This window comes from Stenotrophomonas sp. STK16_22, from assembly GCF_051984505.1.
GTDB classification, from domain to species: domain Bacteria; phylum Pseudomonadota; class Gammaproteobacteria; order Xanthomonadales; family Xanthomonadaceae; genus Stenotrophomonas; species Stenotrophomonas maltophilia_A.
Window position 1 is genome coordinate 2,149,178 of record NZ_CP196972.1, and the last position, 24,671, is coordinate 2,173,848.

A 24,671-nucleotide genomic window follows, 5' to 3' on the forward strand; every position below is an offset into this window, starting at 1 on the left:
CCTGTCTGGCTGAAGCGGGCCGCGCGGTGCGGCCGTTGGTGAAGGCTGTGCAAGCGGTGTGCCAACGCCGGCCCGTGCCGGCGCCGGAATTCCGTCAGCCGCCCAGGCGCAGCAGGCTGTTGGCGCTGCGCGCGTTCTCGTCGCCGTGCTTGATTACCTGCACCTGCATTTCGTACTGGCGCTGCAGCTGGATCATCTGCACCAGCGCGCCGGCGGCGTCCACGTTGCTGCCTTCCAGCTGGCCGCTGTGCACGGTGGCGCCCTGCGCCTGGGCGAAGGGCTGCTGCGGGTCGGTGTTGCGGAACAGGCCGTCCAGGCCGCGCTCCAGGCGCTCGTCCGGCGCCTGCACGATCTTGATGCGGCCGATCATCGCCATGGTCTGCGGGCCTTCGCCCTGCGGAATGATCGAGATCGTGCCGTCGTTGCCCACTTCCATCGCCTGGTAGGGCGGAATGGCGATCGGGTTGTTGTTGTCATCCAGCACCGCACGGCCGCTGGAGGTCACCAGCTGGCCGTTGGGGGTGACCGACAGCGCGGCCCCCCGGGTGTAGGCTTCGCTGCCATCGGTGGCCTGCACGGCCAGCCAGGTGCCGGTCTGCAACGACAGGTCCAGCGGCTTGCCGGTGATGTGCTGCGCGCCGGCGCTGCGGTTGAAACCGGCGTCGACGTGCAGCGCATCCACCCGCGAGGCATAGCCCTGCCCACGGATCGGGAAGGCCTCGGTGTTGGCCAGCGCTTCCTTGAAGCCGGGGGTGTCGGAGTTGGCGAGGTTGTGGCTGAGCGTACCCTGCGCCTGCAGGGAGGCGCGGGCACCGGTCATCGCCACGTAAAGGGCTTTATCCATGCGGGGAGTTCCGTGACAGGGTCAGCAGCTCATCAACGGATGTTGATGACGGTCTGGGTGATCTGGTCCTGCGTGGTGATCATCTGCGCGTTGGCCTGGAAGTTGCGCTGGGCCACGATCATGTTCACCAGCTGCTCGGTCAGGTCCACGGTGGACGATTCCAGCGCGCCGGCCTGGATCTTGCCCAGGTTCGAGGTGTCCGGAGAGCCGGTGCGCGGGGTGCCCGAATCGAAGGTTTCCACCCACAGGTTGTTGCCCTTGGCTTCCAGGCCCTGCGGATTGTTGAAGGTGGTCAGCGCCACCTGGCCCAGCGCCTTGTCATCGCCGTTGGAGTAGCGGGCAAACACCACGCCGCTTTCCGAAACGGTGATTTCATTGAGCTTGCCGGCCGCGTAGCCATCCTGCTGGGTGTTGCGCAGGGCGAACTTCTCGCCGTACTGGGTCGAGCCGGTCACATCCAGGGTCATGTTCAGCACGCCCGCGCCGGTGGTCGGGGTGAACGTGCCCAGGCTGATCTTGCCGTCGGCCGGGTCGATCAGGGTGCCGGCGTTGTCGAATTCCAGGTCGGTGGGCGTGCCCGCGGCCTGGCCGTCAACGTAGTTGTGCACGCGCCACTGGTTCACGCCCGGCAGCTTTTCGAAGTACGAGACCTGGGTGTGGCTGACGCCCAGCGAGTCGTACACGGTGATGCCGCCGCTGGAGAAGTTGTAGCTGTTCGAATCGGTCGGGTCGAAGGTGCCCACGGTCGGTACGCTGGCGTTGGCCGGCAGGGTGAAGCCCACCTTCACTTCGCTGGTCTGCTTGGGCGGGCTGTCGGTGGTCAGCAGCTGCAGGTCGACCAGGCGGCCGGCGTCGAAGTTGGTGCCATCGGCGTTCGGCGCGAACACCTGCAGGCGTGCGCCCTGCGGGTTGATCACGTAGCCGGCCGAATCGGTCTGGAAGTTGCCGGCACGGGTGTAGACGCGCGCACCGTTCATGTTCATGGTGAAGAAGCCCTCACCGGAAACGGCCATGTCCAGGCTGCGCCCGGTCTGCTCGTTGTTGCCCTGCAGGAACTGCTGGGCCACGTTGGAAACGCGCACGCCCGAACCGATCGAGTTCTTCGACAGGCCATAGCTGGTGGCCGAGAACAGGTCGGCGAATTCGGCGCGCGATTCCTTGAAGCCGGTGGTGTTGACGTTGGCGACGTTGTTGGCGGTGACGCTCAGGTCGGAGTTGGCGGCATTGATGCCGGACAGTGAAATGTTGAAGCCCATGGGATGCTCCTGGTAGATGCGGGATGTGCGGCTCAGCTGACGCGGAGCACGTAGTCGATCGGGGCCGTGCCCAGGCCCTTCAGGTTCAGGTACAGGCCGTCCGAGCCGACGGTCACGCTTTCCACTGGCGCCTGCACATAGGTGGACAGCTTGGTTTCCGCGCCAGCGGTGTCGGTGTGGGTGGCGGCAATGGTGTAATCGCCGGCAGCCACGCGGTTGCCGTTGGCATCCTTGCCGTCCCACTCGAAGGCGGTTTCGCCGGCGGCGGTAGCTTCAACACTCAGCTGGGTGACCGTGTTGCCGTTGGCATCGGTCACCGTCACGTTCACGATGCCGGCGCCCGGTGCGGCAACCACGCCGCTGGCACCGCCTTCATCGCCCAGCACCATCTTGGTGGAAGGCACCAGCACTTCGTGGCCGACCAGTGCCGCGCCGCGCAGCACCTGGTCGCTGGCCATCGATTCCTGAAAGCCCTGCACCGTGGTGTTCAGATCGGTAATGCCCTGCACGGTGGACATCTGCGCCATCTGCGCGACCATCTGCGTGTTGTCCATCGGCTTCAGCGGGTCCTGGTGCTGCAGCTGTTCGGTCATCAGGCGCAGGAAATCGGCCTGATCCAGCGTGCTCTTGCGCGTGCTGGCGTTGCTGTTGGGGGCAGTCAGGCCCAGGGCGCTGTACACGTCCTGGCTGGTCTGGGTAGAGACGGTGGTCATCGGGTAATCCTCAAGGGTCCGCCTCAGCGGCCCATGGTCAGGGTGGCCAGGGCCAGTTCCTTGGCGGTGGTCAGCATCTCCACGCCGGCCTGGTAATTGCGCGAGGTCGAGATCAGGTTGACCATCTGCGCCACCGGATCGACGTCGGGCTGGTAGATGTAGCCATCGGCGTCTGCCAGCGGGTGGCCCGGCTCGTAGCGCTTGATCGGCGCCGCCTCGCTCTGGGTGATCTCCTTCACCTTCACCGAGGTGATGTTGGGATCGTTCTTGCTGGTGACGGCCTGGAAGATCGGCTCCAGCGGCTTGTACACGGCGTCGGCAGAACCGGCGATGGTGTCGGCATTGGAGAGGTTGGAGGCGATGGTGCTCATGCGCACCGACTGCGCCTGCAGCGCGGAGCCGGCGATATCGAAGATCGGCAGGTTGCTCATGGCTTATTGCCCCGTGATCGCGGTCAGCATGGAACGCACCTTGCTCTCGACGAAGCTGAGCGAGGCGCGGTACTCGAGCGCGGCTCGGCCATAGGCGGCACGCTCGGCATCGGGATCGACGGTGTTGCCGTCCAGGCTGGGCTGCACGCCCTCGCGCGCGATCTGGAACGGGTTCAGGCCACTACTGATTTCGTAGTGCTGCTCATGGGTGGTGGCCATCAGGCCGTTGGCATCCTGCCCCTGGGCATGGCGCAGGGCAGCATCGAAGTCCAGGTCCTGGGCCTTGTAGCCGGGCGTGTCGGCATTGCCGAGGTTGCTGGCGATCAGCTTCATCCGCTGTTCGCGCAACGGCATGGCCTGGGCGTGGACGCCCAGGTAGTCGGTAATCAGGTTGCGCACGGTGCACTCCCACGGGAACGTTGCCCGGGAAGCTGCAAGGGGTGTGCCAAATTCGAGAGGGTTGTGCCGGCCGCGGGCCGGCTCCCCGATGGATCTGCGGTTGCCGGCCAGCGGCCGGCACTACCGGATCAGTGGCCGTCAGGCCGCCATCGCCACCTTGCGCAGGCGGTCCAGCACGAAGTCAGCCAGCTCGTGCGGCGAGTACTTGGCGACGAAGGCGTTGGCGCCGACACGCTCGACCATGGCGTTGTTGAAGACACCCGACAGCGAGGTGTGCAGCAGCACGTAGAGGCCGGCCAGGCCCGGATGGCGCCGGATTTCCGTCGTCAGCGTGTACCCGTCCATGGCCGGCATCTCGATGTCGGAGATGACCATGGCATAGCGTTCGGCGGGGTTTTCGCCCGAGGCTTGGATCTGCAAGAGGTGGTCGAGAGCCTGCTTGCCATCGGAAAGCAGGGTGGCACCCACGCCCAACTGATCCAGCACGCTGCGGATCTGCTGGCGGGCCACGCGCGAGTCGTCCACCACCAGCACCTGCAGCTGGGGGCCATCGGCGGGCATTGCCATCGCCGGATCGAGTACGGCGTCACCGCGGACCTGGGCGATATCGGCCAGCACGCTTTCAACGTCGATCACCTGGATCAGCTCACCCTGGAAGCGGGTTACCGCAGTCAGGTAGCTCGACTCGGCGCCAAGCTCCGGCGGCGGGTGGATGTCTTCCACCGCGATGTTGACGATGCGTTCGACGCCGCTGACCAGGAACCCCTGGATCGAGCGGTTGAATTCGGTGACGACCAGGTAACCCGGCGAGGTATCGGCATCGGGCTCACGTTCGGGGTGGCCGATGGCCAGGCCCAGGTCCAGCACCGGCACCGAGCGGCCGCGCACGTCGGCCACGCCGGCGAACTGGCTGGGCAGGCCGGGTACCTGGAACAGCTCCGGGCGCCGCAGGACTTCCTGCACCTTGAAGACATTGACGCCAAAAAGCTGACGTCCGCCGAGACGGAACAGCAGCAGCGCCAGGCGGTTGTGGCCGGCCAGGCGGGTCCGCTGGTCGATCCGGTTGAGCAGGTCATGGGACATGGCTGCTGTATCGGCGCGTTGGGTGCCAAACTTGAGGGCGCTCTGCCACTGCGCGCTCCACACCGCAATTGTGTTGTCGCGCCATGTTCGACCGAGGCTCTTGTAGCCTCGAGCGATGCTCGGCTGGCTGTTGGGCGCAAAGCGGTCGAGCATGGCCTGACTCTACAAGTGCCCCTCTGGCACACCCCTTGCACGCACCTGGGCCAGCTCTTGCCGATTGAAGGAGGCGCCATGTGCCGGGTCACATCTCTATTCGCCATCGCGCTGGCCGTGGCCTCGCCGTGGGCGGCTGCCGCCGACTGGCAGCCGGTGGCAAGCATCCGCGCGGCGGCCTTGTCGACGCTGCCGGCGGGCAGCGAGGGCGAGGCCCAGGTGGCCGATGCGCTGCGCCTGCCGAAGTGCGGGGGGGCGTTACAGGTGCAGCCCACCGCCAACACCACGGTGGAAGTCAGCTGTCCGGACGCGGGCGGCTGGCGCCTGTTCGTGCCGGTAAAGGTGCGGCGCAACCAGACCGTACTGGTGCTCAACCGCGGAATCGGCACTGGAGAAACCCTCACTGCCGCCGATATCACCACTGCCCAGCGTGACGCTGCCCGGATTGCCGGCGCGGTGCTGTCCGATCCCAATGCAGCGATCGGCCGCGTCGCCCGCCGTCCGTTGCAGGCCGGAGCCCTGCTGTCGAACAACGATCTGGTGGTGCAGCGTCTCATCAAGCGAGGAGACAATGTGGCCCTGGTGTCGCGTCGCGGCTCGGTCGAGGTCCGCATTGCCGGCCGTGCGATGGGTGATGCCGGTGAGAACGAACGGGTCTCGGTCGAGAACCTGTCCTCGCGGCGGATCGTGCAAGGCACGGTCGATGCCGCAGGTGACGTAATCGTGGCGCGTTGAATTACCGCAAAATATCCCTAAAGATCACGGCCCTGCGGCCGTTATCCCTTGTGAACGGCAACTCCAGGACACCCCATGAGCCAGAAAATCGACGGCAACCTGCAGGTCCCCCAGGCACTGCGCAGCGTGACGACCCCGGCCAACAAGCCCGGTGTCAGCACCGATGCGGCGGCGCGCCCGGTCGAGGCGGCCGACAGCCTGCGCCTGACCGGTGAGGCCACCAATCTGCAGGCCATCGAGCGCGAGCTGACCACCGCCCCGGCGATCGACGCCCAGCGCGTGGCCGCCGTGCGCGAGTCGCTGCAGAACGGCACCTACAAGATCAATCCGGACGCGATCGCATCGCGCATGCTCGATCTGGACCAGCAGCTGCACGGATGACTGCGGCGATGAGCGAGCCGCTGCAGCGTCTCGCCCAGGCCCTGGACGTTGAACGCCAGGCCCTGGTCGAGCACGACGTGCACGCCCTGATCCGGGCTACCGGCGCCAAGCTGGAAGCGTTGCGTGCGCTGGAAGGCGCGCCACCGGTGGGCGAGGGCGAACAGCTGCAGGAACTGGCCGAGCGCAACCGGGCCAACGGCGTGCTGCTGTCGCGCCGCCGCCGCGAGGTGAACTGGGCGCTGCGCCAGCTCGGCCGCACCGAAGACGCCTCGGCCTACGATGCCAAGGGCCAGTCGCACACGGTCAGCATCGGCCGGCCCCTCGCCGTCGCCTGAGGCGACGGCGGTCGCATAACCCCTCACGGCGGGCTGAAGCCCGCTGCATGACCGCGTATATTGGGCGCCTGTTCGAACGTCCCGAGTCGCCGTGTCCGCTGCCAACGCCCTGGTTACCGCCCCCCTTCCGCCGCAGCCGGTGCTGCAGGCCCTGCTTGAGCGCCTGCGCGAAGGCCTGCTGCTGTTCACCGATGACGGGCGGGTGGCCCTGGCCAATCCGGCCGCACAGAACCTGCTGGCCAGTGGCGAGGGCGGCGGGTTGCCGCCGCCGCAGCGCCTGCGCGAACTGCTGCCGCCCGATGCGCTGGAACAGGCTCGCCAGCATGGTCACTGGAATGGCAGCCTGCCGCTGGGCGAGGGCGTGGTCATCGCCCATCTGTACCACCATGGTCCGGTCGGCCAGGGGCATTTCCTCGCCCTGTTCCGCCACATCGAAGGGCAGGAAGACTACGAACGCGAGCTGCAGCAGCGCCATGCCGAACTGCGCCAGGCCTACCTGCGCCTCAATGGCACCCAGGAAAAGCTGCTGCAGTCGGAGAAGATGGCGTCGATCGGCCAGCTGGCCGCCGGCGTCGCGCACGAGATCAACAACCCGATCGGTTACGTGCACTCCAACCTGGGCAGCCTGCAGGAATACCTGCGCAGCCTGTTCACCGTGATCGAAGCCTACGAGCGCGCCCTGCGCGCGCCGGACCCGAAAGCGCTGATTCCGGAAATCGATGATATCCGTGACCGTCTGGATATCGATTTCATCAGCCGCGACCTGCCGCAGCTGATGGCGGAATCGCGCGAAGGCATCGAGCGGGTCACCCGCATCGTGCGCGACCTGAAGGATTTCTCGTATTCCGGCCGCGACGAGTCGTGGAAGCTGGTCGACCTGCACGCGGGCCTGGAATCGACCATCAACATCATCTGGAACGAACTCAAGTACAAGGTCACCCTGGTGCGCGAGTTCGGCCAGTTGCCCCTGGTGGAGTGCCTGCCATCGGAGTTGAACCAGGTCTACATGAACCTGCTGCTCAACGCCGGCCATGCCATCGCCGAGCGCGGCACGATCACGGTGCGTACCGGCGTTGATGGCGATCACGTTTGGGTCGAGTTCGAAGATACCGGCGGTGGCATCTCGCCGGAACTGCGCCAGCGCATCTTCGATCCGTTCTTCACCACCAAGCCGGTGGGCAGTGGCACCGGCCTGGGCCTGTCGATCTCCTACAGCATCATCAACAAGCACCACGGCCGCATCGACCTGGACAGCACGCCCGGCGTGGGCTCGCGCTTCCGCGTGGTGCTGCCGGTCAAGCAGCCGCGCTGACCGCTTCTGGCAGTGCCGGCCGCTGGCCGGCAACCTCATTGAACCCGATTTCCAGAGCAGCCGGCCAGCGGCCGGCTCTACCAGAGGGGATGGTTACCGCAATGGGCGCTCCTCGCCGCCATCTCCGCTCTCCACCGGCGCCGGGCCGGCATTGCTGCGGCGCTGTTCCTCGTACGTGCGGAACGCCTGGTGGATGTGCTTGCGCAGCTCGTCGTCGTTCCACGGCTTGGTCAGGAAGCGATAGATCGCGCCGCGGTTGATCGCATCGGTCACCGTGTTCAGATCGGTGTAGCCCGACAGCACCAGGCGGATCGTATCCGGGTACAGCATCTTCACCCGGCCCAGGAACTCGGTGCCGCTCATGTCGCTCATTCGCTGGTCGGACAGGATCACCTGCACGTCGTTGATCGCCAGCAGGTCGAACGCATCGCGCACGTTGCCGGCGGCCAGGATGCGGTAGCCGTCGCGGCGGAACAGGCGCACCAGTGAGCGCAGCACGTTTTCCTCATCATCCAGCAGCAGCAGCGTCCGGTCCGGGCGCGTCTCGGCGAAGGCTTCCGGGCGCAGGTAGCGGCGGCGCAGGGTCATGCCGGCGGCATCGGCCGACATCGGTTCGCCGAACAGGTAGCCCTGGAACACGTCGCAGTCGTTGCGGCGCAGGAAGCCCAGCTGCGCCTGCGATTCCACGCCGTTGGCGATCACGGTCATGCCCAGCTGGTGGCCCATGGCGATGATCGCGCGGGCGATGGCCGCTTCACGATTGCCGGCCGGCGCGCTCTTGATGAAACTGCGGTCGATCTTCAGCTTGTCCACCGGGTAGCGCACCAGCGCGCTGAGGCTGGAGTCGCCGGTACCGAAGTTGTCCAGGCTCAGGCTGATGCCTTCATTGCGCAGGTTGGCCAGCGTTTCGTGGACGAAATTGACGTTGTTGGTCAGCGCACTCTCGTTGATCTCCAGCGTCAGCATGTGCGCCGGTACGCCCGCCGCCTGCAGCAGTGACATCACTTCGGCGAAGAAGTTCGGCCGCAGCAGCTGCAGGGTGGACACGTTCACTGCGATGGTGAAGTCATCGAAGCCCTGGTCGCGCCACAGCCGCGCCTGCTTCAAGGCGCCTTCCAGCACCCAGGTGCCGATCTGCACGATGATCCCCAGGCGTTCGGCGGTGCGCATGAAGCGCTCCGGCACCAGCATGCCCAGGGTCGGCGACTGCCAACGCAGCAGCGCTTCCATGCCCACCACGTGGCCGTCGCGCGCGCTTACCAGTGGCTGGTAGCGCAGCTTCAGCTCGCCATTGGGAATGGCATCGACGATCTGGCGCGCGATGATGCTCTCGCTGTGCGCGCTTGGCGGGGTGTCCACCGCATGGATGCGCACGGCATTGCCGCCTTCGCGGGCGGCCTGGTACAGCGCATCCTCGGCATGGTCGAGCAGGCGCGAGGTGCTGCTGGCATGTTCCGGGCACAGGCTCACGCCCAGCTTGCCGGTCATGAACAACGTGTACGGCAGCACCGACAACGGCAGCTCCATCTGTTGGCGGATCTCCTCGGCGAAATCCTCCGGCAACGGCAGATCGGCGGTGCGCGCCACCGCGATCAGGAACTCGTCGCTGCCATGTCGCCACAACTTGCCGCGCCCGCGCAGGTAGGACTGCAGGCGCTGTGCCACCAGCACCAGCGCCTGGTCGCCCACTTCGGCACTCATGTTTTCATTGACCGATGCGAAATGGTCGATGTCCACGTGCATCAGCATCAGTGCGATGCCGCCTGAGGCTGCCTCGGCAACCATTGCCTGCAGCTCGGGGTTGCCGGCGCCAAGGCGGTCGGGAGCGTCATCGATGCTGACCGGGGGCAGGTTGGGATTCCACATGGTTCAGTATTCCGGTGAATCGACGGCAGCCCTGCTGGCCGCCTGGTAGGGGAGGTGGACATCGACCAGGGTGCCTTCGCCATGCGCGGATTCAATCCGCACGTGGCCACCGACGCTCTGTGCGCGCTCGCGCATCACGATGAGGCCCAGGCCGCGCGGGCCGTCCGGATCGAAGCCTTCGCCGTCATCGCGGATCTGCAGGTGCAGGCCGCGCTGGCCGACATCGCGCAGCTGCAGCAGGACCTGGCTGGCGCGCGCATGGCGCAGCGCATTGGTCAGGCTTTCCTGTGCGATGCGGAAGCAGGCCTGTTCGATGCTGTTGTCGGGGCGATGCGGCAACGGCTCGATCTCGGCCAGCAGCTCCACCGGCGAGGAGCGGAACAGAACCCGCGCCTGCCAGCTGAGTGCTGCCTCCAGGCCCAGTGCATCCAGCTGCGGGGGGCGCAGCAGGGTGGAGATGTCGCGCAGTTTGGCCACGGTGGTGTCGGCCAGGCTGACGATCTGCGCCAGATCCTGCCCACGCCGCTGCGGATCGTCCTCTTCCAGCGCCGCGTGCGCCGACAGCTTGATCGCGGTGATGGCCTGGCCGATGTCATCGTGCAGATCGCGCGAAATCGCACGACGTTCGTCCTCCTGCAGCGAGAACAGCCGCCCGGCCATCGCCTGCAGTTCGCGGTTGCTGGTTTCCAGCGCGCTGCGGATGCGCTCGGAATCACTGAGGTCGCGCACGATCAGCAGCTTGCAGTCGCGGCCACCGTAGCGCACGTCGCCCACCGCCAGGCCGGCATGGAAGCTGCGGCCGTCGCCGCGCTGCATGGCCACCACGCTGCTGTGGCCTGGTCCCAGGTGCGGCTGGCCGGCACGCAGCTGGCTGCGCACCCGCGGCAGGTCTGCGGCAGCGACCAGCGCCGACAAGGGCTCGCCCAGCAGGGTATGGCTGCCGTAGCCGAACAGGCCGGCGGCCCAGGCGTTGGCGTACAACACATGTTCGTCGGAGAGGATCACCACGCCGTCGGGCAGTACCCGCACCAGCTCGCGGAACTGCTCCTCGCGCTCGCGCAGCAGTCGCCGCGACTGCTCGCGTTCGGTCACGTCCTGCAGCGTGCCCAGCACGCGGTTGCGGCCAGCCTCATCGAGACCACTGGCGGCACGCAGGTGCACCATCAGCGCGCGCCCGTCCATCGACAGCAGCGGCAGCAGCACGTCCACCTGTACCGGCTCGCCGGAGCACAGCTCGGCCAGCAGCTGCTCGGTCTGGGTGGCGGTGGCCGGGTCGGCCGGCACCAGCAGTTCGTCGAAGCGGTGCCAGCGGCGGGCTTCGGGCGGGCGGCGGCCGAGCAGGCGATAGACCTGGTTGGAATAGCGGCCCAGCCCGGTGGACGGGTCCAGCTCCCAGGCGCCGATGCGGGCCAGTTCGTGGGCTTCTTCCACCCGTGCCAGCGCCTGGTCGCGACGCAGCTGGGCCAGGTCCTCGGCAGTGCGATCGATGGCGATCAGCAGGCGCGCATTGTGACCGTCGTAACTGATCGCGTTGGAGCGCAGTTCCATCTGCCGCAGCGCGCCATCGCGCAGCTGCAGCTGCGCGCGCAGGATGCACAGCTCGTCGGGCGCCTCGCGGATCGCCTCCAGCTTGGCCTGCAGCGCCTGGCCCTGGCCGGGTGGCCACAAGGCGTCGATGGTCTGTTCCAGCAGCTCATCGCGCTCCCAGCCGAAAGCGGTGCAGGCGGCTGGGTTGGCGTCGAGGATCGCCAATGTGTCCAGGTCATAGACGAGGATCGGGCCGGGGTTGCCCTCGAACATCTGCCGCAGGCGCAGCTCCGAGGCCTGCTGGCGGGCGTGGGTATGCAGCACGTGCTCGGCCAGCGGGCGCAGCAGCAGGTACAGCAGGCCCGCGCTGGCCAGGGCGAAGAACGAGCCCTTCAGGCCCTGCCACAGGGCCGCCTGCTGCGGATCGGGCACCAGCGCCTGCACCACGCTGTCGGTGGAGATCATCCAGGCCAGCGCCATCACCAGGTAGCTCAACACCACCCGTCGCCGGTCACGGCTCAGCGCCTGCGCCATCCGCGGGTCGGGAACTGGGGCGTTGCCGGTCGGTTCTGCGGGCATGGACGGGGAGGGTGAAAGGGGCGCCGGTCATCTTACCCCGCAGCGTGCCGTCACCACTCAATTATCCGCCGCAGGCGCCGTTAACCACTGCGTGCCCCGCTGACGGGCGAGTCATCCGGAGCAAGATCGCGTGGACCAAGGGATCATCGCCAGCCTGCTGCAGCACCCGCTTGCGTCGGCGCTGGTCATCGTCGACCGTACCGGGCGCCCGCTGGCGGCCAATCCGGCCGCGCGCGAGCATGGCCTGCCGGCCACCGTGGCTGCCTATGCGCCAATGCTGGAAGATCTACGCCTGATGGCCGCCGATGGCGGCATCGTGCCCTGCACGCTGCCAGGCGGCCCGCGCGGCCACTACGACGGCCACCTGCGCGCCGTGCATGACGGTGCCGGCAACCTGCTGGCGTTCACCCTGAGCATTCCCGAGCCGGTGCCGGTCGATGGGGGTGGGCGCTGGGAACTGGCACTGGACAGCGCCGGTCATAGCCTGTGGGACTGGGACATCCCCAGTGACCGGGTGGCGCGCACGCCGGCGCTGGGCGACGAGACGGCCACCGAACTGCTGTCGCGCGTGCACAGCGAGGACATCGACCAGGTGCGTGCCGCGCTCGACGAGCACCTGCGCGGGCGCAGTGAGCAGTACAGTGCACAGTTCCGCTTCCGCCAGGCCGATGGCCAGTGGCGTTGGGTGCTGGATCGCGGCCGCGTGGTCGCGCGCACCGCTGATGGCCAGCCGCTGCGCATGGTCGGCACGCATACCGATATCGAGCAGCAGAAGCAGCTCGAATCGCTGCTGCAGGAACAGCAGCTGCACCTGAGCGAGGCCCAGCGCATCGCCAGCATGGGCAGCTGGTCGTTCGACCCCAACAGCGGGCACTTCTGGTGGTCGCCGGAACTGCGATCGCTGCTGGCGCTGGAGCACGGCGCCGTGCCCGGCCAGCGGCGCTGGCTGAAGCAGCTGCATCCGCGCTCGCGTGGCGCGTTGCGTGCGGCATGGCGGCGGCTGTGGCGCGATGGTCGTGCCGCCAATCTCGAGCTGGAGCTGACCCGTGGCCATGAGCCATCACAGCACCTGCGGCTGTGGATGCAGCCGCTGCTGGACATGGACGGGCAGCCCAAGCGCCTGCTCGGCCAGGTGCAGAACATCACCGAACAGCACCAGACCGACGCGTTGATTCGCTGGCGCACCGAACTGCTGAACCGGGTTTCCGCGCTGGGCCGCATCGGCGGCTGCGAGATCGAGGTGCAGACCCGGAGCATGCAATGGACCGAGGAATGCTATCGCATCCACGGCCTGCGCAAGGAGCCGATCACCCTCGATCAGGCGATGGCGCTGTATACCGAAGACTCGCGCGATGCGTTCGAGGCGGCACTGGCCCGCATCGCCAACGGCGGCCTGCCCGAGCAGCTGGACCTGTGCTTCTACCGCCAGTCCGGCCTGCGTGTCTGGGTGCAGGTGCTGATCGAGCTGGATCGTCGTGACGGACTGCCGCCGCGCTTCGTGGTGCTTTTCCGTGATATCACCCGCGAGCGCGAGGCCAACGAGCGCATTGAACTGCTGGCCCACTACGACCTGCTGACCGGCCTGCCCAATCGCGTGCTGCTCGGCGAACAGACCGCCGAGGCCATCGAGGAGGCGCGTGATCGCGGCACCTCGTTGGCGATGCTGTTCATCGACCTGGACGGCTTCAAGACCATCAACGACAGCTTCGGCCACGCCACGGGTGATGCGCTGCTGAAGGCTGCCGCGACCCGCCTGCACCAGAACCTGCGCAACAATGATCTGTTTGGCCGTTTCAGCGGCGACGAGTTCATCGTCGTACTGCGCGACCTGGCTGAGCCCGAGGATGCGGGACATGTCGCCCGCAAGCTGATCGCCTCGCTGGCCGAGCCGCTGCGCCGTGGCGAGACCACGCTGAAGGTCGGTGCCAGTGTCGGCATCGCGATGCTGGGTGATGCGCAGACCGATTTCGATTCACTGCTGCGCGCTGCCGACGCCGCGATGTACGCGGCCAAGGAAGCCGGACGCAACACCTACCAGTATTACAGCCAGGATGCCCTGGCCCGCATCCAGCGCAGGCTGGAGCTCGAGCACGCGCTGCACGGTGCGATCGAGCGCGAGGAGTTCAGCCTGGCCTATCAACCGCTGCTGCATGCCCACCAGGGCGAGCCGCCGGCAATCGAAGCACTGCTGCGCTGGCATCGCCCCGGCATCGGCTATTGCAGCCCGGCCGAGTTCATTCCCATCGCCGAGAAATGCGGCGAGATCGTACGCATCGGCGACTGGGTACTGAACGAAGCCTGCCGTCAGGCAACCGCCTGGGACCGGGCTGGACTGCACTTCGACCGCATCGCGGTCAACGTGTCGGCGGTGCAGCTGCGCGACCGTGGCTTCGCCGAACGTGTGATCGAGATCTGCCATGCCCACGGCTGGCCGCCGCAGCGGCTGGAGCTGGAGCTGACCGAATCGGCGCTGATCCGTGACACCGACATCCTGCGCCACTGCTTCGACGTGCTCGAACGGCACGGCGTGCCGCTGGCGGTGGACGACTTCGGTACCGGCTTCTCCAACCTCAACTACCTCAACCGCTTCCCGGTGGGTCGCCTGAAGATCGACCGTAGTTTCGTGCAGGGCATGCTGCACGATTCGGGCACGGCCGAAGTGACCCAGGCCATCGTGCACCTGGGCCACGCGCTGGGCATGAAGGTGGTGGCCGAGGGCGTGGAGACGCACCAGGAAGAAGACATGCTGCGCCGCCAGGGCTGCGACGAAATCCAGGGTTACCTGTACTCGCGCCCGCTCAGCCCGCGTGACCTGGCGCAGTGGCTGCGTCAGCAGCGTCCGTTACCGATGCGCACCGACGCCAGCAGCGAAGCAGTGCTGGTGCGCTGACCACCCGCCGCTGGTAGGTGCCGACCGTTGGTCGGCACGGTTGCCGCATGGCGTGGATCTACTCAAAGAGCCAGCATCTGGTAGTTGCCGACCTTGGTCGGCGTGCACGCTGGTTCGCCCGTTGATGTGTCCGCCGTCAGCGACGCTGCGCAAGCTCTGCGAGCACATCCAGCGCCTTGCGTTTTACCAGGCTGCCTAGCCGCCAGCCGTGCTCTGACACCGGCTCCTTCGAGCTGTAAATCTCTCCGTCGCCCAGCGGCCCCAACATCTCACGGGCTCGCCAGAACATTGGCTCCCCGTCCTCGGCCAGAACATCCAGTTCGGCAGCATCCAATGCAAGCAGGAAGTCGTGCAGGCGTCTGTCGCGGTCGATGTTGCTTGCTGGAAGAGTCAGTGTTGCTGGCGCGCATAGGTAACCTTCGTGGGGTTCAAGCGTGAGTTCGACTCCGGTTCGCTCGCCACAGATCAGCATCTGGCCGAATGGCGAGATCGCATAGACATGGAAATCATCTTTGCCCCATAGAGGGCTGCCCGCCAGAAGGGCGGCGAGCACCGATTTGTACCCCGCAGGGTTCACCAAAGCCAGTCGATCATCGTGATAGCGCGCAAGACCGTCGCGCTGCCACAGTGCCAGCAATGCGTCCGTGAACCTGCCTTTCCAGAGCGTCAGCATGGTGTCAGCAACAGGCGAGCCTGGAGTACTGGTTTGCAGTTGATCCAGAAGGCTCGTCGTGAAGAGGGCGGAAGTATCGGTATCCACGACTGCCGAGACGTTCTCCGGGTGGTCCCGGTCCTCCGGACCTTCCGGCAGCAGGTTGAGAAATGTCAGCATGCTCTCGGCCCGTGCAAGCTCCAGGTTCGATTCCTCGCCCGGAATGGCGCTTGCCTTGCTTCCGGAGACAAGCAACAAGGCGCCCGTTGGAAGCTCATGCCACGGGGCTTTAAGGATCAGATAACGTCGCGGCGCCTGTTCGGCATCATCGTCAAGGATGATGACTGGCGGGCCGTCTTGCACGCACCCCGCGGACACTTCAACTGCTGCATCGATCACACCCGCTTCAGGATCGTACGCATTGATCGGAGCGGAGTAGGGCTGCTGGAACGCTCCAAACGTCTTCAGCGCCTGCTGAAGCGCCCCAAGGGAATCGGGATCCACGGTCAATGGGACAAGGGGGTGCCGGAAGCTGCAAAGCAACTGAGAGGCAGAGAAGGGCGCTGGTCATCGGGCTGGCTTGATCTGAACCGCAATCGGCCCCTTCACGATGAAGGGCGCATGGTTCACGGTCCATGCAAACAGTCGGAAATGCTGGCATCGCGGGGCATCATCCACGCACGGCGTGGATCTACCTTGGAAACTCCGCCTTCAACTGCATGCGCAGCGCCTCGACAATGGCCGCATAGCGCCGCTTCTGCACCAGATAGCTGGCCAGGAACAGTGGCAGTACCAGCAGCATCGGCGCCACCATCGGGCGCATCGCCACCAGTGGCAACAGCAGCAGCGACAGCATCGCCACGAACCAGCTGCACAGGCCGATCACCCGCACCTCGTGCCGCCGTGCGTTGAGCACGATGCGTCCACGCATCACCGGGAAGTAGCGCAGGCCGAAGCTCGGCGCGAAGCTCTCGCGGAACGCCATGCTGCCATCGGGCAGCGCATGGAAGGCCAGCCGCAGCCACTTGTCCTGCGGCAGGTCACGCTCCAGGCTGCCCAGCGAGAGCCGGGCCTGCATGGCCGGCGGCGCCGCGATGCGTTCGTTGAACAGGGTGATGCCCCAGCTGAAATAGCCGGCCACCCAGGCCATCAGGAGGACGGTCTCCAACAGCACGAGTGCGATCAGGGTGATGGCCATAGGTCTTCCATGGACGGGACCGGGCAATCATGCCATGCGGGATGCCCCACCCACGCAGGGCGTGGATCTACTTCAGGGCTTCGCCATCCAACCCCAGGTCCCACGCCAGCCCCAACAGCTCGTCGTCCGCCGGCGATGGCGCCGGGCGCGCGTCCGCCAGCTGCTGCAGCTCGCAGATTTCCTCGCGGGCGACCTCTTCCAGCTTTTGCAGCTGCTCACGCACGCTCGCGTTGCGCGGGCGCTCGGTGTCGGTGAGGGCGGGCAGGGCGCGGATCAGGGTCATGGCGCGTACAGGATGCATCCAGCGGCGGGTTACAGGCAAAGGCCCCGGACGAACCGGGGCCTTGCGGGCTGCCGGCGAGGGCAGCGGACATCAGGATCAGAACAGCTCTACCGTGCCGGCACCCATGCTCTGCTGGGCAACCGGCTTGTGCGGCGGGCGTTCCCATTCGCTGCGCAGTTCGCGCAGGCGGTTGCCGGTGCGCTGCAGGGCCGTGGCGATCTCTTCGTCGAACACGCCGCCATTGCGGTGCAGCAGTTCCTGCAGGGCCACCGCTTCACGGTTGATCGCGGTCAGGCGGTCCAGGTGGGTGTGCACGCCGCCCAGCGCCTGGGTGGCGATGTCTTCGAACTGCAGGGCGCGCACGGCTTCGGCCACGCTGCCATCGATCGCACGTGCGCACTCGGAGACTTCGCGCATGCCGTCGCCGAGCGAGGCATTGATCTGCGCGACATTGTCGAGCATTGCCGCCGCTTCCTGGCGTGCTTCGCGGGAGCGGTCCATGTCACGCGAGGCCATGTGCGAGACCGTCTCGCGCACCTTGGCGATGGCGTCCTTGGAGCTGTGCGCCAGCTTGCGGATCTGCTCGTTGAAGGTGGTCGAGCGCTCGGACAGGTTGCGCACTTCGTCGGCGACCACCGCGAAGCCTCGGCCGGCTTCACCGGCACGCGCGGCTTCGATGGCGGCGTTCAGCGCCAGCAGGTTGGTCTGGTCGGCGATCGACTTGACGTCTTCCAGCAGCGCGAAGATGCCATCCAGGTGCTGTGCCATCTGGTCGATGTGCTGCACGGTGGTGCTGCTCTGGCCGCTCACCTGTTCCAGCGCTTCCACCAGCTGTTCCATGCGGTGGCTGGCGTGCTGGGCGAAACGGGCAACGTCGAGGCCGGCATTGCCTTCATCGCCGGCGCGGTCGACGATGCGCGACAGCGCCTGGCTCTGCTGGCGCGACTTGCGGTTCATCGCATCGAAGCTGCCGCCCAGGCTGGAAACCGCCTGGCGGATCAGGTCGCGGGCGCGTTCCACTTCACCACGCGAACCGTCGATTTCGTTGCCGACGAAGTTGCGCAGTTCGGTCAGCAGCTGGTCCTGCTCACGCAGGACACGGGCATGTTCCGGGGAACGATGCGCCTGGGCGCGGGTGGTCCACCACGCAAAGCCGAGCCAGCTCAGCGTCATCGTGGTCAGGATCGCCCAGCGCAGGGCGGCCGGCCATTCGAAACCGATGGCGAAGGGGAGCAGCAGGGTCAGAGCCAGGGGGGCGGCCAGACGGATGAAAATGCGTGAGTACATGGACGTTCTCGGGAGGTGCACGGAGGATGTATCGGCCGTACCCCCTTTCTCTTTAACGTCGATGTGCTTGGAAGTGCATTCTGAATGCGCCGGTTTTCCGGCGCTTGGCGGCTTCGGGGTCGGATCCCTTTCCGTGCCGGAAAGGGATCCGACCCCTGGGTAGGCAGCGGCGGGGTCGGATCCCTTTTTATGGAAAAGGGCTCTGACCCCACACCCTTACGCCAGCTGCCGGTCCACGGCCTCGATCATCGCCTTGCGGCCGAACAGGAAGTCCCAGTAGCTGCCGCCCAGCTGGCGCCACAGCACTGCCGAGCGCACCGCGGCCAACAGCAGGGCACGGATCTCGGCCACCACGCCGGCCTGGCCCAGGTAGTGCGGGTTGCCTTGCACCATCACCCGCGGCTTGAGGTGGCTGATGGTGTCCGCGTACAGGCTTCCCAGGCTGGCCAGCACATCCGGGTGGCCGCTGTCGCCCAGTTCGGTGGCCTGGCGCTGGGCACGCTCGATGCCCGAAGCAACCTTGTTCACGGTGGCGCCATCCTGAACGAAGCGGCGCTCCAGCTGCAGCACCGACAGCGCCAGTTTCGGCAGGATCGGATCCTGGCCCTGGTTGCGGAAGTAGTTGTGCAGCAGGCGCAGCCCGGCCTTCAGTGCATGGCGGTCACCGAACACCGCCTGCGGCGAGGACGCATCGACACGGAACACGCTGTCCACGGCGGTGCGCACGGCGGCGGCGTCGGAATGGCCGGTATCGGCGATGCGGCGTACCTGCTGCAGGGCCTGGGCAATGCCGGCCAGGGCCAGGACGCGGTCGTCGACAGTGAAACTCATGCAGCGATTACCTCAAAAGGGGAGGGGGTGGTGCGCAGGCGCTGTTCCAGCGGCGCATCGGTGGCGGCGATCACCGCGCCACCCAGGCACACATCACCGTCATACAGCACCAGCGATTGACCGGGGGTAACGGCACGCTGCGGGCGCGCGAAAGTGACCAGCACGCTGCCATCGTCCAGCACGTCGACCGTACACGGCTCATCGGGCTGGCGGTAGCGGGTCTGGGCGGTGCATTCGAAGCGTCGCGCGGGTGGCGAGCCCGAGATCCAATGCGCCGGCTCCGATCGCAGGCGATCGGACAGCATCCATGGGCTGTCGCGGTCCTGGTCGACGTACAGCACGTTGCTGGCCACATCCTTGCCGACCACGTACCACGGTGCGGCCGGGCGGCCGCGTACGCCGCCGATGTTCAGGCCCTCGCGCTGGCCCAGGGTGAAATAGAACACGCCCGGATGTTCGGCGATCACGCTGCCGTCGGCCGGGTCAAGGATCTGGCCGGGCCTGGCCGGCAGGTAGCGGCCGAGGAAGTCGCGGAAATCCCGCTCGCCGATGAAGCAGATGCCGGTGGAATCCTTCTTGGCGTGGGTCGGCAGGCCGACGTCGCGCGCAATCCGTCGCAGGTCGGTCTTCTCCAGGTCGCCGATCGGGAACAGGGTGGCCGCCAGCTGCTCCTGGCCCAGCTGGTGCAGGAAGTAGCTCTGGTCCTTGGAGCGGTCGGCACCGCGCAGCAGCAGCCACTGGTGGCCGCGCTGGGTCACCCGCGCGTAGTGGCCGGTGGCGATGCGCTCGGCGCCCAGCTCGCGGGCGGCATCCAGGAAATGCTTGAACTTCACCTCGCGGTTGCACAGCACGTCCGGGTTCGGCGTGCGGCCAGCGGCGTATTCGGCCAGGAAGTGCTCGAACACGCCCTGCCAGTACTCGCTGGAAAAGTCCCGGAAGTGGAACGGGATACCGAGCAGGCCGCATACGGCGACCGCATCGCGGCGGTCATCCTCGGCACGGCAGTCACCGCTGCCGTCGTCGGCCCAGTTCTGCATGAACAGGCCGGCCACGGCCTCGCCCTGCTGGACCAGGCGCCAGGCGGCGACCGAAGAGTCGACACCACCCGAGACGCCCACCATCACGCGCGGCGTGCTCATGCGACCTCGCGGACCAGCGAAAGCGGGTGGCGCTGGCCACCCAGGTAATCCGCCACCACCTGCCAGACCAGCGGGCTGCGCTGGCGCTCACCGGCGGCCTGCAGCTCGGCCGGGGTCAGCCACAGCGCGCGGTCGATGCCGGTGTCCAGCGGTTGGGCCGGGTCGTGCGAGACCGGGTGTGCTGCGTAGCAGAAGCGCAGGAAGGCGGTGCCGTCGCCGGCAGTCCACTGGTAGCAGCCGATGAAATGGGTCAGCTGCACGGTCCAGCCGGTTTCCTCCCGGGTCTCGCGCAGGGCTGCCTCGGCCAGGCTTTCGCCTGGCTCGAGGTGGCCGGCCGGCTGGTTCAGCACCTGGCGGCCTTCAATGGTCTCTTCGACCAGCAGCACGCGGCCGCCGTCAACCACTACCGTGGCGACGGTGGCGTGCGGTGCCCAGCGCGGGTCCGGCGTGGCGTTCAACTCAGAACTCGTCCTTCTTGGTCAGCTCCAGCTCCATCGCGTCGGCGGTGCGGATGGCCGCATCGATGGCGTCGCTGAGCTGGTCCGGGGTGGCATCGGCGTCGATCTTGACCACGAACATGGCGGTGGTGTCCTGCTTTACCCAGCCCCCCATCTTGGCGTCCTGCGAATCCTCCAGCAGGCGGTTGGCCACGGCCACCGGGAACTGCTTGGTCTTGGCGTTGTAGGCCGGCGACCAGATCTCACGGATGTTGTGGCTGCCGAAATCCTCCACCGCCGAGCGCACGTAGACCATCTGGGTGCGGTCACCCTCGACGTCGAACACCATGCGGTAGTCGCCATCCTCGTCGACTTCGTAGGTATAGCCCAGCTTGTCCAGATGGCGGGCCACGGACTTGTCGGCGCTGGTTGCGGCAGTGGCAGAGCCGGCAGCGGCCAGCGCGATCAGCAGGGCGGGAAGAAGGGTCCTTTTCATGAAGATCCTGTGAAACAGTGTTGGGAGAGGGTGCAATTGTGACGGTGGGCGTGCGTGCCGTCCAATCTGCGGCGGGCCGACGCAGGCCTGCCCGAGCCCCTATAATGGATGGATGCCCCATGAGTCCTCCCCCGATTCCCAGCACGAGCACGGCGTTGCCGTAGAGCCCGCGCGCCCGGAAGTGGCGCCGCCGCCGTTCTACCAGGTGATGCTGCTCAACGACGACTACACCCCGATGGATTTCGTGGTGGATGTGCTGCAGCAGTTCTTCAGCATGGACCTGGACAAGGCCACCCAGGTGATGCTGCACGTTCATACCCGCGGCCGCGGCGTCTGCGGTGTCTTCACCCGCGAAGTAGCCGAGACCAAGGTTGCCCAGGTCAACGAGTACTCGCGGATGAACCAGCATCCGCTGCTGTGCACGATGGAAAAGGCCTGACCGGCTGCCGATTCGCGTCCGGGCACAACGATCCCGGACCCAGTGTGCCCACCAAGGTGGGCACCTACCAAAGCAGAGGCCTGTATCGATCGTGGATGGAGCGCCCCCAGCAAGGTAGGCACCTGCCAAGCGCGGGTCTCAGCTCTCCGCCAGCGCCTCCAGCGCCATCCGCGCCACCGCCTCGTCCACTTCGGCCGGGTCGCCGTCATCCCTGAACCACACTGCCGACAGCGCCATGCTGGCCGCGATCCAGCGCAGCAGGCGCGTGCGCTCCAGGCCGGCCAGTGCGCTGACCTGTTCCAGCCGGGCAGCAAACCGCTCCGGCCGCGTGGCCACGTGGATGCCCGGGCCACAGAGATCCGGATTGCTGAACATCGTCGTGTAGTCGAACGCACGGTCGCCCAGCAGCCGCTTCGGGTCGATCGCCAGCCAGCCGCGCGCGCCGAAATCGAGCACGTTGTCGTGGTGCAGGTCGCCATGCAGGGGCCGGACCTCGCGCTCTTCCTGCAGCAACCCCTCCGCCAGTGATCTGCACTGTTCCAGCAGTGGCTGCAGCGCAGCCCTTGGCTGCAGCAGATCGGCGAACCATGTACGCAGCCAGACCAGTTCCGCTGGCGGCGCGCTCCGTGGCCGGTGCAGCCGTTGCAGGACCTGGCACAGGATCGTGGTGCAGGCCTCATCGTCGCCCTCGATCGAGCGTTGCCGCAGCGAGTCGCCGCCGGCACGCTCGATCAGGATCGCCGGCCCGGCGTGGGCCAGCAGGCGGGCAGCGCCGTCGCCGTCCCACCAGCGCAGCAGGCGATGGCTGTTCTGCTCCTCCGCTTCGCTGCTGATCTTCAGCATCGCCGGCGTGCCGGCAGCGGTCAGCACCGGCCAGAGCCGGGCATGGGCCGTTTCGATGGCCGGGCCATCACGCCGCAATCGCCAGCGGCTCAGGTAGGGTTCGCTCATGCCGGTTGAGGTCTTCTGGAGTGAACGAAGATCAAGCGTTCTGCAGTGCTAACGCCATCTGAACGCAGCAATCCGCTAGGGTGATGGAAATCGCGTAGTCAGGCCGCATATTGTTCCCATCTGCCGCCGGAGTAATCCATGTTCAGCAAAGACCTCGAACACACCATCGGCCAGTGCTACAAGCGCGCCCGTGAGGCCCGGCATGAGTTCATGACGGTCGAACACCTGCTGTTGGCACTGCTCGACAACCCGTCCGCCCAGGCCGTATTGAAGGCCTGTGGTGCCGACGCCGAACGCCTGCGCCAGGAGCTGGAGCAGGCCATCGAGGCCTCCGTGTCGCGCCTGGCCGAAGATGACGGCCGCGATACACAGCCGACCCTGGGCTTCCAGCGCGTGCTGCAGCGGGCCGTGTACCACGTGCAGTCCTCGGGCAAGAAGGAGGTCACCGGCGCCAACGTGCTGGTCGCCATCTTCGGCGAGAAGGACTCCCACGCCGTCTACTACCTCAACCAGCAGGATGTGACCCGGCTGGATGTGGTCAATTACCTGTCCCACGGCATCGCCAAGCTGGGCGAGGAAGGCGAGCAGCCGTCCTCCTCCTCCGACGGCGAGGGCCGCATGGAAGGCGGGGAGGGTGAGCCGAAGGGTGATGCCCTGACCGAGTTCGCCAGCAACCTCAACGAACAGGCCCGGTCCGGCCGCATCGATCCCCTGGTCGGTCGTGGCGACGAGATCGAGCGCACCATCCAGGTCCTGTGCCGTCGCCGCAAGAACAACCCGCTGTACGTGGGCGAGGCCGGCGTGGGCAAGACCGCCATCGCCGAGGGCCTGGCGCGCCGCATCGTCGAGGGCTCGGTGCCCGACGTGCTTGCCGACGCGGTGATCTATTCGCTCGACCTGGGCGCGCTGGTGGCCGGCACCAAGTACCGTGGCGACTTCGAGAAGCGCCTGAAGAGCGTGCTGACCGCACTGAAGAAGGTGCCCAACGCGGTGCTGTTCATCGACGAGATCCACACCATCATCGGTGCCGGTTCGGCCTCGGGCGGCACCATGGATGCGTCCAACCTGATCAAGCCGGCGCTGGCCTCCGGCGAGCTGCGCTGCATCGGTTCGACCACTTTCCAGGAATACCGCGGCATCTTCGAGAAGGACCGGGCACTGGCCCGCCGCTTCCAGAAGATCGACATCGTCGAGCCGACCGTTGGCGAGACCTACGAGATCCTGCAGGGCCTGAAGTCCAAGTACGAGCTGCACCACGGCGTGACCTACTCCGACGAGGCGCTGCAGGCGGCGGTTGACCTGTCGGTGAAGCACATCGGCGACCGCCTGCTGCCGGACAAGGCCATCGATGTGATCGACGAGGCCGGTGCCCGCCAGCGCCTGCTGCCGGAAGGGCAGCGCAAGGAGCTGATCGACGTCGAGGAAGTGGAGGCGATCGTCGCCAAGATGGCGCGCATCCCGACCAAGCAGGTCAGTGCCACCGACAAGGATGTGCTGCAGCACCTGGAGCGCAACCTGAAGATGGTGATCTTCGGCCAGGACCCGGCCATCGAGACGCTGTCCTCGGCAATCAAGCTGGCACGTTCGGGCCTGGGCAATCCGGAAAAGCCGATCGGCAACTTCCTGTTCGCCGGCCCGACGGGTGTCGGCAAGACCGAGGTGACCAAGCAGCTGGCGCTGCAGCTGGGCATCGAGCTGGTCCGCTTCGACATGTCCGAATACATGGAGCCGCATTCGATCAGCCGCCTGATCGGTGCCCCTCCAGGCTACGTCGGCTTCGATCAGGGCGGCCTGCTGACCGAGAAGATCGTCAAGACGCCGCACTGCGTGCTGCTGCTGGACGAAATCGAGAAGGCGCACCCGGACATCTTCAACATCCTGTTGCAGGTGATGGATCGCGGCGTGCTGACTGATACCAACGGTCGCGAGGCCAACTTCAAGAACGTGGTGCTGGTGATGACCACCAATGCAGGTGCGGCGCAGGCCTCGCGGCGCTCGATCGGCTTCACCAAGCAGGACCACGCCACCGACGCGATGGAGACCATCCGCCGCAGCTTCACCCCGGAATTCCGCAACCGCCTCGACGCGGTGGTGCAGTTCCAGGCGCTGGGCTTCGAGCACATCCTGCGCGTAGTCGACAAGTTCCTGATCGAGCTGGAGATGCTGCTGCAGGACAAGCACGTCAGCCTGTCGGCCACGCCGACCGCGCGCGACTGGCTGGCCCACCACGGCTTCGACCCGCTGATGGGTGCGCGTCCGATGGCCCGGGTGATCCAGGACAGGATCAAGCGTCCGCTGGCCGACGAGCTGCTGTTCGGCAAGCTGGTCAACGGCGGCAAGGTGAGCATCGATGTGCGCGACGACGAGCTGGTGGTCGAAACCCAGGCCGAACCGGAGCGCCTGCTGCCGGTCACGGTGGAATGAACTGACCCCCGGCCGGTTTCGGCGGACCTG

At 66.7% G+C, this 24,671-nt stretch carries 24 protein-coding genes; 7 read left to right on the forward strand and 17 right to left on the reverse strand.

From position 1 onward, the window contains the following. Positions 1–94 precede the first annotated feature (94 nt). The 6 genes from ACSYAO_RS09895 to ACSYAO_RS09920 all read right to left on the reverse strand — a co-directional run bounded on the left by ACSYAO_RS09895 (position 95) and on the right by ACSYAO_RS09920 (position 4,726). A complete protein-coding gene (locus ACSYAO_RS09895; protein ID WP_049461065.1) occupies positions 95–844 on the reverse strand; it encodes a flagellar basal body rod protein FlgF in 750 nt (249 codons plus the stop codon). A gap of 32 nt (positions 845–876) precedes the next feature. Further along, positions 877–2,100 carry a flagellar hook protein FlgE gene (flgE, locus tag ACSYAO_RS09900; RefSeq protein WP_049461067.1) on the reverse strand — a complete coding sequence of 408 codons (1,224 nt, stop codon included), beginning with the start codon at positions 2,098–2,100 and terminating at the stop codon, positions 877–879. A 32-nt stretch (positions 2,101–2,132) separates the two neighbouring features. Then, the gene (locus tag ACSYAO_RS09905) at positions 2,133–2,813 is read right to left on the reverse strand and encodes a flagellar hook assembly protein FlgD (RefSeq protein ID WP_049461069.1); all 681 of its coding nucleotides are present in this window, start codon (positions 2,811–2,813) and stop codon (positions 2,133–2,135) included. A gap of 23 nt (positions 2,814–2,836) precedes the next feature. Beyond that, positions 2,837–3,244 carry a flagellar basal body rod protein FlgC gene (flgC, locus tag ACSYAO_RS09910; RefSeq protein ID WP_049461071.1) on the reverse strand — a complete coding sequence of 136 codons (408 nt, stop codon included), beginning with the start codon at positions 3,242–3,244 and terminating at the stop codon, positions 2,837–2,839. Between the two features lie 3 nt (positions 3,245–3,247). Then, positions 3,248–3,643, reverse strand: a complete 396-nt coding sequence (gene flgB / locus ACSYAO_RS09915) for a flagellar basal body rod protein FlgB (RefSeq protein ID WP_005409576.1) — start codon at positions 3,641–3,643, stop codon at positions 3,248–3,250. A gap of 138 nt (positions 3,644–3,781) precedes the next feature. Continuing rightward, positions 3,782–4,726 carry a chemotaxis protein gene (locus tag ACSYAO_RS09920; RefSeq protein ID WP_005416462.1) on the reverse strand — a complete coding sequence of 315 codons (945 nt, stop codon included), beginning with the start codon at positions 4,724–4,726 and terminating at the stop codon, positions 3,782–3,784. 231 nt (positions 4,727–4,957) lie between these two features. Here ACSYAO_RS09920 and flgA point away from each other — a divergent pair, with 231 nt between their 5' ends. The 4 genes from flgA to ACSYAO_RS09940 all read left to right on the forward strand — a co-directional run bounded on the left by flgA (position 4,958) and on the right by ACSYAO_RS09940 (position 7,642). Next, positions 4,958–5,614, forward strand: a complete 657-nt coding sequence (gene flgA / locus ACSYAO_RS09925) for a flagellar basal body P-ring formation chaperone FlgA (RefSeq protein ID WP_005416463.1) — start codon at positions 4,958–4,960, stop codon at positions 5,612–5,614. A gap of 75 nt (positions 5,615–5,689) precedes the next feature. After that, complete coding sequence (flgM, locus tag ACSYAO_RS09930) at positions 5,690–5,995, forward strand: flagellar biosynthesis anti-sigma factor FlgM (protein WP_005409579.1); 306 nt, start codon at positions 5,690–5,692, stop codon at positions 5,993–5,995. Next, entirely contained in the window at positions 5,992–6,330 is a 339-nt protein-coding gene (locus tag ACSYAO_RS09935) for a FlgN family protein (RefSeq protein ID WP_014037132.1), read from the forward strand. Before flgM ends, ACSYAO_RS09935 begins: the two co-directional genes overlap by 4 nt. Before the next feature lie 91 nt (positions 6,331–6,421). Then, positions 6,422–7,642, forward strand: a complete 1,221-nt coding sequence (locus tag ACSYAO_RS09940; protein ID WP_049461073.1) for an ATP-binding protein — start codon at positions 6,422–6,424, stop codon at positions 7,640–7,642. 93 nt (positions 7,643–7,735) lie between these two features. Here the strand turns inward: ACSYAO_RS09940 and ACSYAO_RS09945 are convergent, their stop codons facing one another. Together ACSYAO_RS09945 and ACSYAO_RS09950 are read right to left on the reverse strand one after the other, a co-directional pair. Beyond that, positions 7,736–9,508, reverse strand: coding sequence for an EAL domain-containing protein (locus tag ACSYAO_RS09945; protein ID WP_049461075.1), 1,773 nt, complete (start codon positions 9,506–9,508; stop codon positions 7,736–7,738). Positions 9,509–9,511: 3 nt separating this feature from the next. Continuing rightward, positions 9,512–11,614 (reverse strand): sensor histidine kinase, encoded by a 2,103-nt coding sequence (locus ACSYAO_RS09950; RefSeq protein WP_032954159.1) that lies wholly within the window; start codon positions 11,612–11,614, stop codon positions 9,512–9,514. 130 nt (positions 11,615–11,744) lie between these two features. Between ACSYAO_RS09950 and ACSYAO_RS09955 the strand changes: the two genes are divergently transcribed. Then, the gene (locus ACSYAO_RS09955; protein WP_049461077.1) at positions 11,745–14,504 is read left to right on the forward strand and encodes a bifunctional diguanylate cyclase/phosphodiesterase; all 2,760 of its coding nucleotides are present in this window, start codon (positions 11,745–11,747) and stop codon (positions 14,502–14,504) included. A gap of 136 nt (positions 14,505–14,640) precedes the next feature. Here the strand turns inward: ACSYAO_RS09955 and ACSYAO_RS09960 are convergent, their stop codons facing one another. From ACSYAO_RS09960 to ACSYAO_RS09995, 8 genes are all read right to left on the reverse strand, one after another. Beyond that, positions 14,641–15,660 (reverse strand): GAD-like domain-containing protein, encoded by a 1,020-nt coding sequence (locus ACSYAO_RS09960; RefSeq protein WP_049471549.1) that lies wholly within the window; start codon positions 15,658–15,660, stop codon positions 14,641–14,643. A 187-nt stretch (positions 15,661–15,847) separates the two neighbouring features. After that, positions 15,848–16,354: a hypothetical protein gene (locus ACSYAO_RS09965; RefSeq protein ID WP_049461081.1), complete on the reverse strand. Its 507-nt coding sequence runs from the start codon at positions 16,352–16,354 to the stop codon at positions 15,848–15,850. A gap of 67 nt (positions 16,355–16,421) precedes the next feature. Beyond that, the gene (locus ACSYAO_RS09970; protein ID WP_049461083.1) at positions 16,422–16,637 is read right to left on the reverse strand and encodes a hypothetical protein; all 216 of its coding nucleotides are present in this window, start codon (positions 16,635–16,637) and stop codon (positions 16,422–16,424) included. A 96-nt stretch (positions 16,638–16,733) separates the two neighbouring features. Further along, a complete protein-coding gene (locus ACSYAO_RS09975) occupies positions 16,734–17,924 on the reverse strand; it encodes a methyl-accepting chemotaxis protein (protein WP_005416472.1) in 1,191 nt (396 codons plus the stop codon). A gap of 216 nt (positions 17,925–18,140) precedes the next feature. Then, positions 18,141–18,755, reverse strand: coding sequence for a high frequency lysogenization protein HflD (gene hflD, locus ACSYAO_RS09980; RefSeq protein WP_005416473.1), 615 nt, complete (start codon positions 18,753–18,755; stop codon positions 18,141–18,143). After that, entirely contained in the window at positions 18,752–19,894 is a 1,143-nt protein-coding gene (gene mnmA / locus ACSYAO_RS09985; protein WP_049460788.1) for a tRNA 2-thiouridine(34) synthase MnmA, read from the reverse strand. The genes hflD and mnmA overlap by 4 nt, the downstream gene beginning before the upstream one ends. Then, a complete protein-coding gene (locus ACSYAO_RS09990; RefSeq protein WP_049460786.1) occupies positions 19,891–20,352 on the reverse strand; it encodes an NUDIX hydrolase in 462 nt (153 codons plus the stop codon). Before ACSYAO_RS09990 ends, mnmA begins: the two co-directional genes overlap by 4 nt. A 1-nt stretch (position 20,353) precedes the next feature. After that, entirely contained in the window at positions 20,354–20,827 is a 474-nt protein-coding gene (locus ACSYAO_RS09995) for a hypothetical protein (protein ID WP_005416476.1), read from the reverse strand. Positions 20,828–20,939: 112 nt separating this feature from the next. Between ACSYAO_RS09995 and clpS the strand changes: the two genes are divergently transcribed. Next, positions 20,940–21,266, forward strand: a complete 327-nt coding sequence (gene clpS / locus ACSYAO_RS10000; RefSeq protein ID WP_005416477.1) for an ATP-dependent Clp protease adapter ClpS — start codon at positions 20,940–20,942, stop codon at positions 21,264–21,266. 138 nt (positions 21,267–21,404) lie between these two features. Here the strand turns inward: clpS and ACSYAO_RS10005 are convergent, their stop codons facing one another. Further along, positions 21,405–22,217, reverse strand: coding sequence for an APH(6) family putative aminoglycoside O-phosphotransferase (locus tag ACSYAO_RS10005; protein ID WP_049460784.1), 813 nt, complete (start codon positions 22,215–22,217; stop codon positions 21,405–21,407). Between the two features lie 138 nt (positions 22,218–22,355). Here ACSYAO_RS10005 and clpA point away from each other — a divergent pair, with 138 nt between their 5' ends. After that, the gene (gene clpA / locus ACSYAO_RS10010; RefSeq protein ID WP_049460782.1) at positions 22,356–24,641 is read left to right on the forward strand and encodes an ATP-dependent Clp protease ATP-binding subunit ClpA; all 2,286 of its coding nucleotides are present in this window, start codon (positions 22,356–22,358) and stop codon (positions 24,639–24,641) included. Positions 24,642–24,671 lie beyond the last annotated feature (30 nt).

Excerpts from the sequence above, each read along its gene's own strand:
- ACSYAO_RS09895 (WP_049461065.1), bottom strand. The coding sequence starts at position 844 with ATGGATAAAGCCCTTTACGTGGCGATGACCGGTGCCCGCGCCTCCCTG.
- flgE (WP_049461067.1), bottom strand. The coding sequence starts at position 2,100 with ATGGGCTTCAACATTTCACTGTCCGGCATCAATGCCGCCAACTCCGAC.
- ACSYAO_RS09905 (WP_049461069.1), bottom strand. The coding sequence starts at position 2,813 with ATGACCACCGTCTCTACCCAGACCAGCCAGGACGTGTACAGCGCCCTG.
- flgC (WP_049461071.1), bottom strand. The coding sequence starts at position 3,244 with ATGAGCAACCTGCCGATCTTCGATATCGCCGGCTCCGCGCTGCAGGCG.
- ACSYAO_RS09920 (WP_005416462.1), bottom strand. The coding sequence starts at position 4,726 with ATGTCCCATGACCTGCTCAACCGGATCGACCAGCGGACCCGCCTGGCC.
- flgA (WP_005416463.1), top strand. The coding sequence starts at position 4,958 with ATGTGCCGGGTCACATCTCTATTCGCCATCGCGCTGGCCGTGGCCTCG.
- flgM (WP_005409579.1), top strand. The coding sequence starts at position 5,690 with ATGAGCCAGAAAATCGACGGCAACCTGCAGGTCCCCCAGGCACTGCGC.
- ACSYAO_RS09935 (WP_014037132.1), top strand. The coding sequence starts at position 5,992 with ATGACTGCGGCGATGAGCGAGCCGCTGCAGCGTCTCGCCCAGGCCCTG.
- ACSYAO_RS09945 (WP_049461075.1), bottom strand. The coding sequence starts at position 9,508 with ATGTGGAATCCCAACCTGCCCCCGGTCAGCATCGATGACGCTCCCGAC.
- ACSYAO_RS09950 (WP_032954159.1), bottom strand. The coding sequence starts at position 11,614 with ATGCCCGCAGAACCGACCGGCAACGCCCCAGTTCCCGACCCGCGGATG.
- ACSYAO_RS09965 (WP_049461081.1), bottom strand. The coding sequence starts at position 16,354 with ATGGCCATCACCCTGATCGCACTCGTGCTGTTGGAGACCGTCCTCCTG.
- ACSYAO_RS09970 (WP_049461083.1), bottom strand. The coding sequence starts at position 16,637 with ATGACCCTGATCCGCGCCCTGCCCGCCCTCACCGACACCGAGCGCCCG.
- ACSYAO_RS09975 (WP_005416472.1), bottom strand. The coding sequence starts at position 17,924 with ATGTACTCACGCATTTTCATCCGTCTGGCCGCCCCCCTGGCTCTGACC.
- hflD (WP_005416473.1), bottom strand. The coding sequence starts at position 18,755 with ATGAGTTTCACTGTCGACGACCGCGTCCTGGCCCTGGCCGGCATTGCC.
- mnmA (WP_049460788.1), bottom strand. The coding sequence starts at position 19,894 with ATGAGCACGCCGCGCGTGATGGTGGGCGTCTCGGGTGGTGTCGACTCT.
- ACSYAO_RS09995 (WP_005416476.1), bottom strand. The coding sequence starts at position 20,827 with ATGAAAAGGACCCTTCTTCCCGCCCTGCTGATCGCGCTGGCCGCTGCC.
- clpS (WP_005416477.1), top strand. The coding sequence starts at position 20,940 with ATGCCCCATGAGTCCTCCCCCGATTCCCAGCACGAGCACGGCGTTGCC.
- ACSYAO_RS10005 (WP_049460784.1), bottom strand. The coding sequence starts at position 22,217 with ATGAGCGAACCCTACCTGAGCCGCTGGCGATTGCGGCGTGATGGCCCG.
- clpA (WP_049460782.1), top strand. The coding sequence starts at position 22,356 with ATGTTCAGCAAAGACCTCGAACACACCATCGGCCAGTGCTACAAGCGC.